Genomic DNA, 16,886 nt, shown 5'->3' on the forward strand with positions numbered 1-16,886 from the left:
CGCGGCCCCCCAACAATCACAGTGCGGATGCTGAATACACTGCCATTAGCAGGCGGCCTTAACCCCGCGCGGTATCCACCTTGACCGCCCCGCGCTTCTGGCCATAACTGCGCACGCAGTTACGCCCGGCGCTCTTGGCGTTATACAGCGCCTGGTCGGCGGCCTTGAGCACCTCTTCCGGGCTGCGCTGCTCCAGCCCGCGTTCGGCCACGCCCATGCTGACCGTCACCGAAACCTGATTGGCCGCGCTGCCGGCTCGGCGCGTGCGGCCCTGCCTGTCGTCCTGCGGACGCTGCTGTTTGTCGCGTAGCTGGATGCGGTAAGCCTCGATAGCCTGGCGCACCACTTCAAGGTGAGGCAGGCATTCCTCGAGCGTCTTGCCGGGGAACACCAGGGTGAACTCCTCACCACCATAGCGGTAGGCCTTGCCCCCGCCGCCGATCTTGCGCAGCTGGGTGGCGACCAGACGCAGCACCTGATCGCCAACATCGTGACCATGGGTGTCGTTGAATTTCTTGAAGTGATCGACGTCGGCCATGGCGATCACATAGCTGCGGCCCAAGCGCTGCAGGCGTTCATTCAAGGCGCGACGCCCCGGCAGGCCAGTGAGCTCGTCACGAAAGGCCATCTGATAGGCCTCGTGCGCCACGGCAGCGACCAGAATCAGCATGATCTGGCTACTCATCACATTCAGCGCATTGGGCAGAATAAAAGTGTTCGGCAGCATCCACAGCAGGCCGCACAAACCCAGCAGCTGCGCCGCATGCAACGGCCGTGGCGTACGCAGATACTGCACCAGCAGCAGAATCAGGCCGAGGATAAATACCGGATAGGCCAGCTGCACCAGCGCCAGCCACTCGACCTGCAGCGCCGGCCAGCGCACCAGCGACAACCAGTGCAGCAACGCTTGCGGAAAGCGCTGCGCCAGGCCCACCGCGACCGCAACGACTGCCAGCAGAACAGCAGCCCGGGCAATCAGATCCTGCAGCAGGTGGGTACGCTCCTGCCAGGCGGCATAGAGGCTGTAGAGCAGTGGCAGCAACAGGCTGCACAGATGAAAGATCAGCGCCGCATCACTGCGTACCTGCCCCGTGGCACGGAAATGATCAACCTGGGTATCGAGCAGGAAGTAGCCGAGGTACAGCGTCAACAGCAGAAACACTTCGCGCTGGCGGCCATAGACCAGGCAGAACGCCCCTCCAAGCAACAGCAGAAGCGTCGGCAATACGTTGAACAGCGAGGTGAAAAACTCGCTCAACACCGCCAACCGCGCCAACAGCAAACCGCCGAACAGAAGCAGCAGCGAAGGCAGGAAATGACTGAAGCGCACAGCAGCAAGACGCGACAAGACGGGCTCCACACAGCGATAAAAAGTGGGCAACGCCGCGCAGTTTGCCTGTAACGAACGCGTTGCGCACGGAACCTGACAGGCAAATCGACAAGCTACCTGGGACTTTTTATTCGCCCAACAAAACTGTCTGGAATAGTTGTTAACGTCGCGCAGCGACGGCCCGAAGGGAGGCTGCCAGCAATGGCGGGTCACAAAAGCGCCGGGAGCGCTTTTGCGCGCAAGCCCCAAAGGGGTGAAGCACATCGATGTGCTGAACATAAAAAATGGCCGGGAGCCATTTTTAACGTCGCGTAGCGACGGCCCGAAGGGTGGCTGCCATGGATGGCAGGCCATAAAAAAACCGCCACCCCAAGGGGCAGCGGTTTTTGACCTGCGGTGGAACCTAGGGCTTAGTAGCCCAGAGCAAAGTGCTCTTCGTCCATTTCCATCAGGTTATTGGCGCCGGACAGCATGGCATCTACGTGGCCACGGGTACGCGGCAGAATGCGCGCGAAGTAGAAACGAGCGGTCTGCAGCTTGGCCTTGTAGAAGGCTTCGTCTTCAGCGCCAGCAGCCAGCTTCTCGGCAGCCAGTCGCGCCATATCGGCCCAGAAGTAAGCCAGGCAGACGTAGCCGGAGTACATCAGGTAATCCACCGAAGCGGCACCGACTTCTTCGCGGTCTTTCATCGCAGCCATGCCCACTTTCATGGTCAGGTCGCCCCACTCCTTGTTCAGCTTGGCCAGAGGCTCGACGAACGCTTTGACGGCGTCGTTGGCTTCGTTGGCCTGGCAGAACTTGTGCACGATCTTGGTGAAGCCTTTCAGCGCTTCGCCTTGAGTCTGCAGCACTTTACGGCCCAGCAGGTCGAGTGCCTGGATACCGGTGGTGCCTTCGTACAGCATAGAGATACGGCTGTCGCGAACGTTCTGCTCCATGCCCCACTCGGCGATAAAGCCGTGGCCGCCATAGATCTGGATACCGTGGTTGGCCGCTTCGAAGCCGACTTCGGTCATGAATGCTTTGGCGATCGGGGTAAGGAAAGCCAACAGTGCGTCAGCTTGCTTCTTCTCGGCTTCATCTTTGCTGTACTTGACGATGTCTACCTGCTTGGCAGTGAAGTACACCATTGCACGGTTGCCTTCGGCGAAGGCTTTCATGGTCAGCAGCATGCGACGCACGTCCGGGTGGACGATGATCGGGTCAGCGGCTTTGTCCGGCGCTTTCGGGCCAGTCAGGGAACGCATCTGCAGACGCTCGCGAGCGTACTTCAGACCACCCTGGAAGCCGACTTCAGCGTGAGCCAGACCCTGCAGAGCAGTACCCAGGCGCGCCGTGTTCATAAAGGTGAACATGCAGTTCAGACCTTTGTTGGCTGGGCCGATCAGATAACCGGTGGCGCCGTCAAAGTTCATTACGCAGGTGGCGTTACCGTGGATACCCATCTTGTGCTCAATCGAGCCACAGGAAACGGCGTTACGCGCGCCTACAGTGCCGTCAGCGTTGACCGAGAACTTCGGCACGATAAACAGCGAGATGCCTTTGGTGCCTTGCGGCGCGTCGGGCAAGCGGGCCAGCACGATGTGGACGATGTTATCGGCCATGTCGTGTTCGCCAGCGGAGATGAAGATCTTGGTACCGGAAACCTTGTACGAACCGTCAGCCTGAGGCTCGGCCTTGGTACGCAGCATGCCCAGGTCGGTGCCGCAATGCGGCTCGGTCAGGCACATGGTGCCAGTCCACTCACCGGATACCAGCTTGGTCAGGTAGGTGTGCTTCTGCTCGTCGGTGCCGTGCTCGGAGATGGTGTTCATCGCGCCGTGCGACAGACCTGGGTACATACCCCACGACCAGTTGGAAGAACCGACCATTTCGCTCAGCACCAGACCCAGCGATTCAGGCAAACCTTGGCCGCCATGATCAACGTCGTGCGCCAGGCTCGGCCAGCCGCCTTCAACGTACTGCTGATAGGCTTCTTTAAAACCAGTAGGGGTTTTCACGCCTTCCGGGGACCAGGTGCAGCCTTCGGTGTCACCTACACGGTTCAGTGGCGACAGCACTTGCTCACAGAACTTGGCGCCTTCTTCAAGGATGGCGTCGACCATGTCCGGAGTAGCGTCCTGGCAGCCAGGCAGGCTCTGATAATGCGCTTCGTAGCCGAGCAGTTCGTCGCGTACGAAACGGATATCACGCAAGGGGGCCTTGTAATCAGGCATAGCGGTTAACCTCTGCGGTGGATTCTTAGTGTGTAGGTGACCGGATATTCGGTCGTTTTCGGGAGCAATCCCGGCGCTCGCCTGCCCCTTGGCAATCGAGCTAATCAAACAAGCGTTTGAAACATACGTTTATGCCTATTTAATGTCAAGCACCCCAAGCACCGTTCAGGTCACCAGATCGACAACCGGGGCCGGCGTCTGCAAACCGCTGAGCTGCCTGTACAGTTCAAGACTAGGTGGTGGCGGCAGATTCTGCTGGACAGCCTTGGTGGGTTTTCCCTCCTCATCAGGCTTCTCTTCGTCCTCTTTTTTACGCTGCTCGGCACGCGCTTCACTGGCGGCCGCCACCTCACTGCGCTGCTGTTGCGCCAGCTCGACACGGGCCTCGGCCATCTTTAACTGCGCTTGCGCGGCCACTTGCCGATCCTGCGCCGAGGGCTCAGCAGGGGCCAGTGCAGCACGGATGACGATTTCCATCTTGCGCAAGGTAGCTTCGGGGTCATTCGGGATCGGACTGGTGTCGATGCTCACCTCACCGCCCACCGCGTAGCGCTTACCATCCGGACCACGCTCATAGGTGTAGCTCGGCGCACCGGCATAGCGGCCACCGACAGCCGCATGCGACTGCTCGTGGGTGCGTACTTCCTGATCACGACTGACCAGCTTGGCGACTTCCAGCTGCTCAAGACGTTGCTGCTGCGGGCTGGACTCGCCTTCGCGGCTCTTGGCCTGCTCGGGATTGGCAGAGGAATCGGCTGGTTTATCCGCTTCTTCACGCGACGAAGCCGATTGCTCATCGGCCAGCGGCTGGGCAGCGGTTATCGGCGCCTGAGCGGCGCGGGTGATCTCGGGGGACACATCAGGGGAAATATTGGACGCAAGAGGCCGGGCCGGCAGTAGGGTTGCTGCAGGCGCAGGATAAGACGTTGCGCCGCCAATCTGCATGCAATGACTCCTCGCCCCACAACTGCTGCCTCATTGCCAGGCATGAGTACGCTCGGGGCGGGCGACTCAGGCCGTTGTATCGATCAGGGTACCGAGCACTTCATCGGCGGTTTTTACCACCTTGGCACCTGCTTCTGCTTCATTCTGACCTTGGCGCAGAGCAACCAGGCTTTCCGCCAGATCAGGGCGTGTCTGCTCGGCCGAACTCGGCGCAGGGTTGACCTGATTGGCCGGCGGCGTGGAGGTCGGCTGTTGTGGCTGGGTAACCGCATTGCTGGCGATATCCGCCGCAGCCTGATCGACCCGGCGCTGGCCGGACTGAATGGTGCTGATGCCCGAGTTGAAGGCGCTTCCTGAAATTTCCATGCCCAAGCTCCCGCTGTAGCAAACCACTAACGGCTTCAATTGAAGCAGAATTTGCTCGAAAAACGTACAAGCAAAAGGCTATGGCACTTGGCCTGCTTATAGCGCGCGGTGCAATAGATCGAGATTGAGATAGCCAGAAACCGCAGACGGCGTGGCTTCGGCCAGGCGCGGCAGATAACCCAGACTAGGCGCAGGCAGCCGCTCGGCCAGGGTCGCCAGATTGTCTTCAAGCCGCGAGGTGTGCGGGTCGACCAGATTGGCCACCCAGCCCGCCAACTGCAGGCCGTCACGCAGGATGGCCTCGACGCTGAGCAGCGCCTGATTGATGCAGCCCAGACGCACGCCGACCACCAGGATCACCGGCAACTGCAGGGCAATCGCCAGATCCGACAGGGTTTCCTGACCAGCCAACGGCACCCGCCAGCCGCCCGCCCCTTCGACCAGGGTGAAGTCCGCCTGCTTGTCCAGAATCGCCTGCACCGGCCCCTGCAGCGCGGCAACATCCAGCAATACACCGACCTCGCGCGCAGCCAGATGTGGGGCAATCGCCGGCTCGAAGGCCAGCGGATTGACCTCTTCATAGCGCAGCGCCAGGGTGCATTCGCCGAGCAACGCCAGGGCGTCATCATTGCGCAGACCATCCGCTGTGCGCATGCAGCCGGATGCCACCGGTTTGGCCGCAGCAGTCGACAGACCCGCCATTCGTGCGGCGTGCAGCAGCCCGGCAGCGATGGTGGTTTTGCCGATTTCGGTGTCGGTGCCGGTCACGAAAAATGCTTGGCTCATAACGATCTCTGGTAAGGAGTATTGGCGTCTTTCTGGGGTCACTCAGGACAGGCTGCGCTTATCTCAACTTTTGCGCAGTACGCCGTAGACCACCTGATAGGTCGCCGGCAGGCCTTGTGGCTGGCGGAACTGCTCATAGGCGTTAAGCAGCGCCAGCATGCGCGCCCGCCCGGTCAAACCGCCGGGCCGGCCGGGGTTGAGGTTGTGCGCCCCCAGGGCTTTCAGCTCATGGGTCAGGCTGCGCACATCGGGGTAATAAAGCGTCTCAGGCGTGGTTTGCAGGCAGAGCAGCGCCAGCCCGCTGTCGCCGCACAGGCGCTGGTAATCCTCGAAACGGCGGAAGCGGTTGACGTGGACAAAGCCATCCACGGCCTGCCAGCTGTCGCGCAGCTCCTGCAGGGTGCCAACACACAGGCTGCTAAACGCCAACACACCGCCAGGGCGCAACACCCGTTCGGCCTCACTGAGCACCGCGGAGAAATCCGCACACCATTGCAGCGCCAAACTGGAAAACAGCAGGTCGCAGGACGCCTCGCGCAACGGCAGGCGCTCGGCATCGCCGGCAATAAACTGCTGCGCGCCGCCCAGCGGCCGAGCGTGCTGCAGCATGCCTTCGGCGATATCCACAGCCACGCCCTGACTGAGCGGAAAACGCTCGCTCAGCGCACGGCTGAAATAGCCGGTGCCGCACCCCAGATCGAGCCAACGCGCCGGGTTGATCGTAGCCGGCAACTGCGCCAGCAGCAGCTGCCCCACGTTGCGCTGCAGAGCCGCCACGCTGTCGTAGCTTTGCGCTGCGCGGGAAAACGACGCCGCCACCTGACGTTTATCCGGCAGGCCGCCGAGTGGGTCATGGGCCAGATTAGTCATCACCGGCCTCATGCAGAAAAGCCTGGATCGCCGCCGCAAGCTCATGCGGTCGCTCAAGGACAAAGGCGTGGCTGGTGTTATCAATCAGGCCGATCTCGACATCCGGCAACAACTCCAGCAAGGCCTGCGCGGCGCTGGCTGGAACCAGCGCATCGGCGCCGGCATACAGATGCAGCTGCGGGCCGACAAAGGCCTGCAGCGCTGCCCGCGTATCCAGATTGGCGAGCAAATCCAGCCCGGCCAGCAGTACCTCGGGCTGCACCTGCGGAGCCGCCGCCAGCAACTGCCGCGACAGACCGCGAGCCTCCACCGCGCCCTGGGCGCAAAGCAGGGCAAACCGCTTCAAAGTGGCGAGCGCATCAGCGGCGCAGCCCTGACGGAAAGCACTAAAGGTTTCAGCCGACATAGCCGCAGGCCAATCTGACTGCGCCACAAAGCGCAGGTTGCTGGCCAGGGTCAGCAAGCCGCTGCAACGCTCGCCGCGGCGCGCCGCCAGCTCAGCGGCAAGCATGCCGCCGAGGGACCAGCCGCCGAGCCAGGCATCCTGAGGCAGCATGGCATCCAGTTCATCCAGCCAGTCGTCCGGATCACTGGAATCCAGCGTCGGCAAAGGCTCGATGTCGACATGCAAGCGCGGATCGAGGCCGCGCAAAGCCTCGACCAGCGGCTGCAAGGGCGCAGTACCCAAGCTCCAGCCGGGCAGCAGAATCAGTCGATCACGCATGCACGGCCACCTCGCCAGTCAGCACCGGCCAGCATTCGGCCAGGGCTTCCAGCAGCAGTTCCAGCTGCGCCAGGCTGTGCGCAGCGGACAGCGTGACACGCAGGCGAGCACTGCCGGCGGGTACAGTGGGCGGCCGAATCGCCGTCACCAGCAAACCGCGATCGCGCAGCATCTGTGACAGCTGCAGGGCGCGGCCACTGTCGCCGATCAGGATCGGCTGAATCGGCGTTTCACTGTCCACCAGCTCCAGACCGATGGCCTGCGCACCTTCGCGAAAACGCTTGATCAGGGCATTCAGGTGTTCACGCCGCCAATGCTCGCTGCGTAGCAACTCCAGACTTTTCAGGGTGGCGCAGGCCAGCGCCGGCGGCTGGCTGGTGGTGTAGATATAGGGGCGGGCGAACTGCACCAGGGCCTCAATCAGGTCGTCACTGCCAGCAACAAAGGCACCGGCCGTACCGAAGGCTTTGCCCAGCGTGCCGACCAGCACCTGCACATCATCCAGGCCCAGGCCGAAGTGCTCGACAATGCCCCCGCCGGTTGCAGCACCCAGCGAGCCGAAACCGTGGGCATCATCGACCATCACCCAGGCACCCGCGCGGCGCGCTTCAGCGCACAGCGATGGCAGGTCGGCCAGATCACCGTCCATGCTGAACACACCGTCGGTGACGATCAGGGTATTGCCGGTCACCTTGCGCAAACGATTGGCCAAGCTGACGCCATCGTTATGCAGGTAACGGGAAAACCGCGCACCACTGAGCAAGCCGGCATCCAGCAGGGACGCGTGGTTTAGCCGATCCTCCAGTACGCTATCGCCCTGCCCGACCAGTGCGGTGACCGCACCGAGGTTGGCCATGTAGCCGGTGGAGAACAGCAGCGCGCGAGGGCGTCCGGTGAACTCGGCCAGCGCTTCTTCGAGCTGGTGGTGGGGCGTGCTGTGGCCGATCACCAGATGCGAGGCACCGCCGCCCACGCCCCATTTCTCCGCACCCGCGCGCCAGGCTTCAATCACCTGCGGGTGATTGGCCAGGCCGAGGTAATCGTTGGAACAGAAGGCCAGCAGTTGCCGACCATCGACCTGTACCAGCGGCCCCTGGGGTGACTCCAGCAGCGGGCGTTGGCGATAGAGGTTGGCAGCGCGGCGCTCAGCGAGGCGAGCAGATAGATCGAAGCTCATGGGCACAAATACCGGCAGCTGGTGGATAACCGCAAGCGGGTTACCCCCCCACGAAGAGGTCAGGTTCAACGTAGGGTGAATGGCGCTTTATCCATCCACCAAACGCGGCGTCAGGCCGAAGCGGCGTTATAGAACAGCTTGGAGTCACGCTGTTCGACCAGCGCCTGTTCAATGGCCGCCTGATGGACTTCATCAGCATGCTCTTCGCGCTCTTCCGGTTTGATGCCGAGGCGAGCAAACAGCTGCATGTCCTGATTGGCTTGCGGGTTGGCGGTGGTCAGCAGCTTCTCACCGTAGAAGATCGAGTTGGCGCCGGCGAAGAACGCCAGGGCCTGCATCTGCTCATTCATCGCCTCGCGGCCGGCCGACAAGCGCACATGGGATTGCGGCATCATGATCCGCGCCACCGCGAGCATGCGGATAAAGTCGAACGGATCGACATCCTGCTCATCGGCCAGCGGCGTACCTTTGACTTTCACCAGCATGTTGATCGGCACCGACTCCGGGTGCTCCGGCAGGTTGGCCAGCTGGATCAGCAGGCCAGCACGATCGTCCAGCGACTCACCCATGCCGAGGATGCCGCCGGAGCAGATCTTCATCCCCGAATCACGCACATAGGCCAGGGTTTCCAAGCGCTCACCGTAAGTGCGGGTGGTGATGATATTGCCGTAGAACTCCGGCGAGGTGTCCAGATTGTGGTTGTAATAGTCGAGGCCGGCAGCGGCCAGGGCCTGGGTCTGCTCTTTATCCAGCTTGCCCAGGGTCATGCAGGTTTCCAGGCCTAGGGCTTTGACGCCCTCGACCATTTTCAGCACGTAGGGCATGTCTTTGGCCGACGGGTGCTTCCAGGCCGCGCCCATGCAGAAACGGGTCGAGCCGATGGCCTTGGCCTCAGCGGCGGCCTCCAGCACCTTCTGCACTTCCAGCAGTTTTTCCTTTTCCAGGCCGGTGTTGTAGTGGCCGGACTGCGGGCAGTACTTGCAGTCTTCCGGGCAGGCACCGGTTTTGATCGACAGCAGGGTCGAGACCTGCACGCGGTTCGGGTCGAAATGCGCGCGATGCACAGTTTGCGCCTGGAACAGCAGGTCGTTGAACGGTTGTTCGAAGAGCGCCTTGACCTCATTAAGAGTCCAGTCGTGACGCAGGTTGGCGGCGGTGGTGGCGCTCATCGGTAATTCCTTATTGTTGGCTGCGCCCTGCTAGATTCAGCGGACGCGACACGGATGTTCGGCATAGTTATGGAAGGCGTATGCGCTGTCAACCCAACCCACAGCACCCGGTTTACAACTGGTTAAAAAGCAAGCAAACCTGCCTACTTTGCGATGAAACCGCAGATGCCGCGCTGGCCATCTGCACCAGCTGCGAAGCCGAGCTGCCCTGGCTTGGCGGGCATTGCCAGATCTGTGCCCTGCCGCTGCCCAGTCAAGGCCTGGTCTGCGGAGCCTGCCTGAACAAGCCGCCGAGCTTCAGCAAGGTTGAAGTGCCCTGGCGTTACGCCTTCCCCGTCGACAGCCTGATTACCCGTTTCAAGCATCAGGCCAAGTGGCCATTGGGACGTCTGCTCGGTGAGCTTTTGTCACACCATCTGCAGCATGCCTTCGATGAAGGGTTGCCGCGTCCCGACCTGCTGCTGCCAGTGCCCCTGGCGGACAAACGCCAACGCCAGCGCGGCTTTAATCAGGCTGGTTTGCTCGCTCAATGGCTGAGCACCAGCCTACAACTGCCGCTGCAGACGCACTGGCTACTACGGGTGATCGACACCCCGGCGCAACAGCAACTGGATGCCGCCACGCGTAAACGCAACCTGCGCAAGGCCTTTGCCCTGGCGCCGGGTAGCGCAATCAGCGGCCTGCACGTGGCACTGGTCGATGATGTGCTGACCACCGGCGCCACCGCCGAAAGCCTGGCGCGACTACTGAAAAAGGCCGGCGCTGCGCGGATCGATGTGTACTGCCTGGCGCGCACGCCAAAGCCTGGCGACTGAGCTGCCAACAGCGGTTAAGGGTTACACTTTGCGACCAATTACCCCGGAGTCGCCCATGTCCCATCCATTTGCCGCACTCACACCCGACCTGGTGCTGGATGCCGTGGAGAGCATCGGCTATCTCAGCGACGCCCGCGTACTGGCGCTGAACAGCTATGAAAACCGCGTCTATCAAGTGGGCATCGAGGACGAAACGCCGCTGATCGCCAAGTTCTATCGCCCGGACCGCTGGAGCGATGAGGCGATTCGCGAAGAGCACAGTTTCACCTTCGAGCTGGCCGAATGCGAAGTACCGGTGGTGGCGCCCCTGGTACGCGACGGTGGAACCCTGTTCAGCTACGCCGGCTTTCGTTTTGCGCTGTTCCCCCGGCGTGGCGGCCGCGCGCCGGAACCCGGCAACCTCGACCAACTGTACCGCCTCGGCCAACTGCTTGGTCGCCTGCACGCCGTCGGCTCACTCAAGCCGTTTGCCCACCGTGAAGCCTTGCAGGTCAGCAACTTCGGCCACGCCTCGCTGGCCACCCTGCTGGATGGCAACTTTATTCCGCGCAGCCTGCTGCCGGCGTACGAGTCGGTGGCGCGGGATCTGCTGGGGCGCCTGGATACGCTGTTCACCGCCAATCCGGTGCAGGCGATCCGCCTGCACGGCGATTGCCACCCGGGCAACCTGCTGTGCCGCGACGACACCTTCCACATGGTCGACCTCGACGACTGCCGCATGGGCCCGGCCGTGCAAGACCTGTGGATGATGCTGGCCGGCGAACGCCATGAGCGCCTCGGCCAGTTGTCGGAGCTGATGGACGGTTATCAGGAGTTCCACGACTTCAACCCGCGCGAACTGCCACTGATCGAGGGCCTGCGCGCCCTGCGCCTGATGCACTACAGCGCCTGGCTGGCACGCCGCTGGGACGACCCGGCCTTCCCCATGAGCTTCCCCTGGTTTGGCAGCGAGCGTTACTGGGGCGATCAGATTCTGATCCTGCGTGAGCAGCTGTCCGCACTGGATGAAGAACCGCTAAAGCTGTTCTAAACCGGCAACACCTCTAATCGAGAAAAGAGTTCTCTATGTCCATCGTCGAACGCTGGTTTGGTGCGGGCTTTGTTCAACTAAACCCTTTGCTACAACAGCTACACCAGCAGGGCGGCAAGCTGCATGGACAGGTCGATCTGCAACTAGGTCGCGGTCTTGCCGGAATCGTCGGAGCACGCCTGGCGATGCGCTTGGGCATTCCAACGGAGCACACACCTGTGGCATTCCAAGTGGATATCCATGGTACAGATGACTGCCTGCACTGGAACCGCTGCTTCGCCGACTCCGCCGTGCTCTACTCACGCTTTCAGCCCAGTGGCAGCTGGCCAGACGGTTATTGGCTGGAATCCACCGGGGCACTGACACTGGCCTTGGCGGTAGATATTCGCCAAGGCGGCTGGTACTGGCGACCGCTCAAGGCCTGGCTGCACGGTGTGCGCATTCCACTATGGCTACTGCCACGTACCGAGGCCTACAAACGTATTGAAAATGGCCGCTATCACTTCTACGTCGGCTTCAGCCTGCCCCTGCTTGGCAACCTGCTCAGCTACAGCGGGGCGCTGCAACTGGAGAGCGCGACAGCCGAGTTGTGCGACCACGCGCCATAACAGTTGCCAAGGCCCTGTAAAGCCAGGCTTACGCTAATTAGTCATGTGGCGTTAATAACAAAGTTGAACGCCCAGACAAGTCCCTGCTACGCCGACTAGAATCGCAAGCCTCTCGTTAGCCGCCTAAGCAAGGACCCTGCATGGCCACCGCCAACCCGCGTCGCGGGTATATTCTCGGCCTGACCGCCTACATCATCTGGGGCCTGTTCCCGCTCTACTTCAAAGCGATTCAGAGCGTGCCCGCGCTGGAAATCATCGTTCATCGCGCACTCTGGTCGGCGCTGTTCGGCGCGCTGTTGCTGCTGGTGTGGAAGCATCCCGGCTGGCTGCGCGAGCTGCTGAATAACCCCAAACGCTTTGCCGTGCTGGCCCTCAGCGGCGTGCTGATTGCCAGCAACTGGCTGGTCTATGTGTGGGCGGTGAATAACGAGCGCATGCTCGAAGCCAGCCTGGGCTACTACATCAACCCGCTGGTCAACGTGCTGCTGGGCATGTTGATTCTCGGTGAGCGCTTACGCCGCCTGCAGTGGCTGGCCGTGGCCCTGGCCGCGCTGGGTGTATTGCAGCAGCTGTGGCAGGTCGGCAGCATTCCCTGGGTATCCCTGGTGCTGGCGCTGACCTTTGGCTTCTACGGGATTATCCGCAAACAGGCGCCGGTGGCTGCACTGCCCGGCCTGGTGGTGGAAACCTGGCTACTGCTACCGCTGGCTCTGGGTTGGTTAATGCTGCACCCGGCAGCGATGAGCACCCAGGCTGACTTCTGGAGTACCCCGGAAGCCCTTTGGCTGATCGCCGCAGGGCCGATCACCCTGGTGCCGCTGGTGTGTTTCAACGCCGCCGCCCGCCATCTGCCCTACACCACCCTGGGCTTTCTGCAGTACCTGGCACCGACCCTGGTGCTACTGCAGGCGATCTTTCTGTTTGATGAGCATTTCGACCCAAGCAAGCTGCTGGCCTTTATCTGCATCTGGGCGGGCCTGGCGATTTACAGCGTCGATGCCTGGCTCAGTTTGCGTAAACGCCAGGCTGATTAAAAAACAATCAGCGGACTGTAACGCCCGAGGCGGCAGGCCTGCAGCCAGTTGCCCCCGGCTTATCCACAGAAGCATCCCCGGCCTTTGTGCACAACCCGCCGCTAAGTGCTTAAAAAATAAGCACTTAGCAAAAAGCCCCGGGGCACTAGGCGGTGCTCCGGGGCTCCTCATGCTACGCACAGAGTTATCCACATCGATCGTGGATAAACCTCGGCGTCAGTCCTCCACGTGCAGCTTTAGCTCAACCATCAGATCATCCGCCAGGGTTTCCAGATGGGTCTGCAACTGCTCCAGGCTCAGACTCTGTGGCACGCCCAACACAGCCTGGGCCTGGAACAGCAACTCGCCACTCATCGGCGCCGGCACCACTTCGGTGTTCAAGCTCTCGACGTTGACCCCGTGGCTGCTAAGCAGGCGAGTGATGTCGCGCACGATGCCCGGCCGATCATTGCCTACCAGCTCCAGGCGAATAGCCTGCCAAGCGCTTGCCGGCTCAATGCCGCCTGCGGCGACTTGCACGCGGATGCCCTGCGCCTGCAGGCCTTCCAGCGCGGTGACCAGGCCGGAATGTGCGTCCAGAGGTACATCGACGCGCAGGATCCCGGCGAACTGCCCGGCCATGCGCGACATGCGGCTTTCCAGCCAGTTACCGCCGTGTTCGCTGATGCACTGGGCAATGCGCTCGACCAGCCCCGGCTGATCCTGAGCAATAACCGTCAATACCAGATGATCCATAAACAACTCCTTATACGAGGCCTATTTGAGCGCCAACCAATAGGTATAGAACACCTCATCACGCACATAACCCAGGCGTTCGTAGAGGGCTTGTCCTGGCAGATTGCTCTTTGCTGTCTCCAACTGCAAACCGCAGGCTCCTGTGGCCTCGGCATGGGCGCGGGCGGCGTTCATCAGCGCTTCGCCAACACCCTGGCGGCGCACCTGCTCGCTAACGTACAGGTCACTCAGCAGCCAGGCTGGCTGTAGTGCCAGCGAAGAGAAAAAGGCATAGAGCTGGACGAAGCCTTGCGCCACACCTTGCTTATCGCGCGCCAGCAGGATGATCGAATCCCTGTTGCGCAGGCGCGCAGCGAGAAAGTCCCGCACCTGCGGCTGAGGTTTGCCCACCTCATAGAAGCACAAATACGCGCCAAACAGCTCGGCCAGTTCATCCAGATCCACGGCAGTGGCTGCCTGTATATGCATGGTGATCGCACTCCATAAACGGTGGAGCAGCAGTATAGGCAGGCGCGCCTATAGCAGTAGATCGAGAAACATGCGCAATAAACTGTGTACTGTTTTTTAACTTTTATGAAACAATATTCAAAGTTTACCGCGACAATACGCCACACACAGTGACTGCAAAGCACTTCTTGGTCGCAGAGCGACGCGCACCCACTGATTTTCCCCGGATCTTGATGTAGTATGCCGCGCCTCGGACTACATGACGTATTTCCCATGTCCGACGCGGCTATTGAGTAGAGCTGAGCAGAGTGAGGCAAGTGATGACTGAACGCGTTCAAGTAGGCAGCCTGCAGGTTGCCAAAGTGCTGTTCGACTTCGTGAATAACGAAGCCATCCCCGGTACCGGCATTGCTGCCGACAAGTTCTGGGCAGGTGCCGAAGCGGTCATCAATGACCTGGCCCCGAAAAACCGTGCGCTGCTCGCCAAACGCGATGCGATTCAAGCGCAGATCGACGGCTGGCACCAGGCCCGCGCAGGCCAGGCCCATGACGCCGCTGCCTACAAAGCCTTCCTCGAGGAAATCGGTTACCTGCTGCCAGAGCCGGCAGACTTCCAGGCCACCACACAGAACGTCGACGAAGAAATCGCCCGCCTGGCCGGCCCGCAGCTGGTCGTACCGGTGATGAACGCGCGCTTCGCCCTCAACGCCTCCAACGCCCGCTGGGGCTCGCTGTACGACGCGCTGTACGGCACTGACGTGATCAGCGAAGAAGGCGGCGCCGAGAAAGGCCGTGGCTACAACAAAGTTCGTGGCGACAAAGTGATTGCCTTCGCCCGCGCCTTCCTCGACGAAGCCGCGCCGCTGGCTGCTGGCTCCCATGTCGATTCCACGGGTTACCGCATCGAAGCCGGCAAGCTGGTTGTCAGCCTTAAAGGCGGCAGCAACAGTGGCCTGCGTGACGACGCGCAGCTGATCGGTTTCCAGGGTGCAGCCGATGCGCCTGTCGCCGTCCTGCTCAAGCACAACGGCCTGCACTTCGAAATCCAGATCGACGCCAACAGCCCGATCGGCCAGACCGATGCCGCCGGCGTTAAAGACGTGCTGATGGAAGCTGCGCTGACCACCATCATGGACTGCGAAGACTCCGTAGCCGCCGTCGATGCCGACGACAAAGTGGTGATCTACAAGAACTGGCTCGGCCTGATGAAGGGCGACCTGGCGGAAGAAGTGGTCAAAGGCGGCCAGACCTTCACCCGCACCATGAACCCGGACCGCGTCTACACCAAGACCGACGGTAGCGAGCTGACCCTGCACGGTCGCAGCCTGCTGTTCGTGCGTAACGTCGGCCACCTGATGACCAACCCGGCGATCCTCGACGCCCAGGGCAACGAGATTCCGGAAGGCATCCAGGACGCGCTGTTCACCAGCCTGATCGCCATCCACAACCTGAATGGCAACACCAGCCGCAAGAACACCCGCACCGGCTCGGTCTACATCGTTAAACCGAAAATGCACGGCCCGGAAGAAGTGGCCTTCACCACCGAGATCTTCGGCCGCGTTGAAGACGTTCTCGGCCTGACGCGCAACACCCTGAAAGTCGGCATCATGGACGAAGAGCGCCGCACCACTGTCAACCTCAAGGCGTGCATCAAGGCCGCCAGTGAGCGCGTGGTGTTTATCAACACTGGCTTCCTTGACCGTACCGGTGACGAAATCCACACATCCATGGAAGCCGGCGCCGTGGTGCGTAAAGCCGCCATGAAGGCCGAGAAGTGGATCAGCGCCTACGAGAACTGGAACGTCGACATCGGCCTGGCCACCGGCCTGCAAGGTCGCGCGCAGATCGGTAAAGGCATGTGGGCCATGCCTGACCTGATGGCCGCCATGCTCGAGCAGAAGATCGCTCACCCACTGGCTGGCGCCAACACTGCCTGGGTACCGTCGCCGACCGCTGCCGCGCTGCACGCGCTGCACTACCACAAGGTCGACGTGTTCGCCCGTCAGGCAGAACTGGCCAAGCGTGAGCGCGCGTCCATCGACGACATCCTGAGCATTCCGCTGGCCAAGGACACCAACTGGTCGGCTGACGAGATCCAGAACGAACTGGACAACAACTCCCAGGGCATCCTCGGCTACGTGGTGCGCTGGATCGACCAGGGCGTCGGCTGCTCCAAGGTGCCGGACATCAACGACGTCGGCCTGATGGAAGACCGCGCCACCCTGCGCATCTCCAGCCAGCTGCTGGCCAACTGGCTGCGCCACGGCATCGTTACCGAAGAGCAGATCGTCGCCAGCCTCAAGCGCATGGCGCCGGTGGTTGACCGTCAGAACGCCAATGACCCGCTGTACCGTCCGCTGGCACCGAACTTCGACAGCAACATCGCCTTCCAGGCTGCCCTGGAACTGGTGGTCGAAGGCACCAAGCAGCCGAACGGCTACACCGAGCCGGTCCTGCACCGCCGCCGCCGCGAGTTCAAGGCCGCCAACGACCTGTAACCCGCTGCTGTAGCACTTAAAAAACCGCCCTCCCGGGCGGTTTTTTATTGTTGGCAATTAACCGGCCCGGGCTCGACGACTTACAGGGGCTGCGTCCTAGACTTATGTCCAATGGCCCAGGCGACAGCAAAGGCCG

At 61.6% G+C, this 16,886-nt stretch carries 16 protein-coding genes; 5 read left to right on the top strand and 11 right to left on the bottom strand.

The features are described 5' to 3' along the window. Positions 1-58 precede the first annotated feature (58 nt). The 9 genes from ACIN8IBEIGE_RS11415 to bioB form a co-directional block, all read right to left on the bottom strand. A complete protein-coding gene (locus tag ACIN8IBEIGE_RS11415) occupies positions 59-1,348 on the bottom strand; it encodes a GGDEF domain-containing protein (protein WP_160014724.1) in 1,290 nt (429 codons plus the stop codon). Positions 1,349-1,740: 392 nt separating this feature from the next. Then, on the bottom strand, positions 1,741-3,546 hold the full coding sequence (locus ACIN8IBEIGE_RS11420) for a phenylacyl-CoA dehydrogenase (RefSeq protein WP_090377670.1): 1,806 nt from the start codon (positions 3,544-3,546) through the stop codon (positions 1,741-1,743). Positions 3,547-3,711: 165 nt separating this feature from the next. After that, the gene (locus ACIN8IBEIGE_RS11425) at positions 3,712-4,491 is read right to left on the bottom strand and encodes a putative metalloprotease CJM1_0395 family protein (RefSeq protein ID WP_160014725.1); all 780 of its coding nucleotides are present in this window, start codon (positions 4,489-4,491) and stop codon (positions 3,712-3,714) included. A gap of 66 nt (positions 4,492-4,557) precedes the next feature. Next, the gene (locus ACIN8IBEIGE_RS11430; RefSeq protein WP_160014726.1) at positions 4,558-4,857 is read right to left on the bottom strand and encodes a hypothetical protein; all 300 of its coding nucleotides are present in this window, start codon (positions 4,855-4,857) and stop codon (positions 4,558-4,560) included. Between the two features lie 96 nt (positions 4,858-4,953). Then, a complete protein-coding gene (gene bioD / locus ACIN8IBEIGE_RS11435; protein WP_160014727.1) occupies positions 4,954-5,643 on the bottom strand; it encodes a dethiobiotin synthase in 690 nt (229 codons plus the stop codon). Between the two features lie 63 nt (positions 5,644-5,706). Continuing rightward, on the bottom strand, positions 5,707-6,513 hold the full coding sequence (gene bioC / locus ACIN8IBEIGE_RS11440; protein WP_160014728.1) for a malonyl-ACP O-methyltransferase BioC: 807 nt from the start codon (positions 6,511-6,513) through the stop codon (positions 5,707-5,709). Continuing rightward, positions 6,506-7,237: an alpha/beta fold hydrolase gene (locus tag ACIN8IBEIGE_RS11445; RefSeq protein WP_160014729.1), complete on the bottom strand. Its 732-nt coding sequence runs from the start codon at positions 7,235-7,237 to the stop codon at positions 6,506-6,508. The genes bioC and ACIN8IBEIGE_RS11445 overlap by 8 nt, the downstream gene beginning before the upstream one ends. Then, entirely contained in the window at positions 7,230-8,414 is a 1,185-nt protein-coding gene (gene bioF, locus ACIN8IBEIGE_RS11450) for an 8-amino-7-oxononanoate synthase (RefSeq protein ID WP_160014730.1), read from the bottom strand. Before bioF ends, ACIN8IBEIGE_RS11445 begins: the two co-directional genes overlap by 8 nt. 110 nt (positions 8,415-8,524) lie before the next feature. Further along, the gene (gene bioB / locus ACIN8IBEIGE_RS11455) at positions 8,525-9,583 is read right to left on the bottom strand and encodes a biotin synthase BioB (protein WP_160014731.1); all 1,059 of its coding nucleotides are present in this window, start codon (positions 9,581-9,583) and stop codon (positions 8,525-8,527) included. 80 nt (positions 9,584-9,663) lie between these two features. Between bioB and ACIN8IBEIGE_RS11460 the strand changes: the two genes are divergently transcribed. The 4 genes from ACIN8IBEIGE_RS11460 to rarD all read left to right on the top strand — a co-directional run bounded on the left by ACIN8IBEIGE_RS11460 (position 9,664) and on the right by rarD (position 13,070). Continuing rightward, entirely contained in the window at positions 9,664-10,398 is a 735-nt protein-coding gene (locus ACIN8IBEIGE_RS11460) for a ComF family protein (protein ID WP_160014732.1), read from the top strand. A 55-nt stretch (positions 10,399-10,453) separates the two neighbouring features. Further along, positions 10,454-11,428, top strand: a complete 975-nt coding sequence (locus tag ACIN8IBEIGE_RS11465) for a serine/threonine protein kinase (RefSeq protein ID WP_160014733.1) — start codon at positions 10,454-10,456, stop codon at positions 11,426-11,428. A gap of 35 nt (positions 11,429-11,463) precedes the next feature. Then, complete coding sequence (locus tag ACIN8IBEIGE_RS11470; RefSeq protein ID WP_160014734.1) at positions 11,464-12,036, top strand: DUF4166 domain-containing protein; 573 nt, start codon at positions 11,464-11,466, stop codon at positions 12,034-12,036. 140 nt (positions 12,037-12,176) lie between these two features. Continuing rightward, a complete protein-coding gene (gene rarD / locus ACIN8IBEIGE_RS11475) occupies positions 12,177-13,070 on the top strand; it encodes an EamA family transporter RarD (protein WP_160014735.1) in 894 nt (297 codons plus the stop codon). 216 nt (positions 13,071-13,286) lie between these two features. Here rarD and ACIN8IBEIGE_RS11480 read toward each other — a convergent pair whose 3' ends face one another. Together ACIN8IBEIGE_RS11480 and ACIN8IBEIGE_RS11485 are read right to left on the bottom strand one after the other, a co-directional pair. Beyond that, complete coding sequence (locus ACIN8IBEIGE_RS11480; protein WP_160014736.1) at positions 13,287-13,805, bottom strand: glycine cleavage system protein R; 519 nt, start codon at positions 13,803-13,805, stop codon at positions 13,287-13,289. A gap of 21 nt (positions 13,806-13,826) precedes the next feature. Further along, positions 13,827-14,273, bottom strand: coding sequence for an N-acetyltransferase (locus ACIN8IBEIGE_RS11485; protein WP_160014737.1), 447 nt, complete (start codon positions 14,271-14,273; stop codon positions 13,827-13,829). 299 nt (positions 14,274-14,572) lie between these two features. Here ACIN8IBEIGE_RS11485 and ACIN8IBEIGE_RS11490 point away from each other — a divergent pair, with 299 nt between their 5' ends. Further along, positions 14,573-16,750, top strand: a complete 2,178-nt coding sequence (locus ACIN8IBEIGE_RS11490; protein ID WP_160014738.1) for a malate synthase G — start codon at positions 14,573-14,575, stop codon at positions 16,748-16,750. Positions 16,751-16,886: the final 136 nt, after the last annotated feature.

This window comes from Pseudomonas sp. 8BK (assembly GCF_902506475.1).
Taxonomy (GTDB): Bacteria; Pseudomonadota; Gammaproteobacteria; order Pseudomonadales; family Pseudomonadaceae; genus Aquipseudomonas; species Aquipseudomonas anguilliseptica.

Bases quoted from the DNA above. Each gene is read 5' to 3' on its own strand.
- ACIN8IBEIGE_RS11420 (WP_090377670.1), bottom strand. From the start codon at position 3,546: ATGCCTGATTACAAGGCCCCCTTGCGTGATATCCGTTTCGTACGCGAC.
- ACIN8IBEIGE_RS11425 (WP_160014725.1), bottom strand. From the start codon at position 4,491: ATGCAGATTGGCGGCGCAACGTCTTATCCTGCGCCTGCAGCAACCCTA.
- ACIN8IBEIGE_RS11430 (WP_160014726.1), bottom strand. From the start codon at position 4,857: ATGGAAATTTCAGGAAGCGCCTTCAACTCGGGCATCAGCACCATTCAG.
- bioD (WP_160014727.1), bottom strand. From the start codon at position 5,643: ATGAGCCAAGCATTTTTCGTGACCGGCACCGACACCGAAATCGGCAAA.
- bioC (WP_160014728.1), bottom strand. From the start codon at position 6,513: ATGACTAATCTGGCCCATGACCCACTCGGCGGCCTGCCGGATAAACGT.
- ACIN8IBEIGE_RS11445 (WP_160014729.1), bottom strand. From the start codon at position 7,237: ATGCGTGATCGACTGATTCTGCTGCCCGGCTGGAGCTTGGGTACTGCG.
- bioF (WP_160014730.1), bottom strand. From the start codon at position 8,414: ATGAGCTTCGATCTATCTGCTCGCCTCGCTGAGCGCCGCGCTGCCAAC.
- bioB (WP_160014731.1), bottom strand. From the start codon at position 9,583: ATGAGCGCCACCACCGCCGCCAACCTGCGTCACGACTGGACTCTTAAT.
- ACIN8IBEIGE_RS11460 (WP_160014732.1), top strand. From the start codon at position 9,664: ATGCGCTGTCAACCCAACCCACAGCACCCGGTTTACAACTGGTTAAAA.
- ACIN8IBEIGE_RS11465 (WP_160014733.1), top strand. From the start codon at position 10,454: ATGTCCCATCCATTTGCCGCACTCACACCCGACCTGGTGCTGGATGCC.
- ACIN8IBEIGE_RS11470 (WP_160014734.1), top strand. From the start codon at position 11,464: ATGTCCATCGTCGAACGCTGGTTTGGTGCGGGCTTTGTTCAACTAAAC.
- rarD (WP_160014735.1), top strand. From the start codon at position 12,177: ATGGCCACCGCCAACCCGCGTCGCGGGTATATTCTCGGCCTGACCGCC.
- ACIN8IBEIGE_RS11480 (WP_160014736.1), bottom strand. From the start codon at position 13,805: ATGGATCATCTGGTATTGACGGTTATTGCTCAGGATCAGCCGGGGCTG.
- ACIN8IBEIGE_RS11485 (WP_160014737.1), bottom strand. From the start codon at position 14,273: ATGCATATACAGGCAGCCACTGCCGTGGATCTGGATGAACTGGCCGAG.
- ACIN8IBEIGE_RS11490 (WP_160014738.1), top strand. From the start codon at position 14,573: ATGACTGAACGCGTTCAAGTAGGCAGCCTGCAGGTTGCCAAAGTGCTG.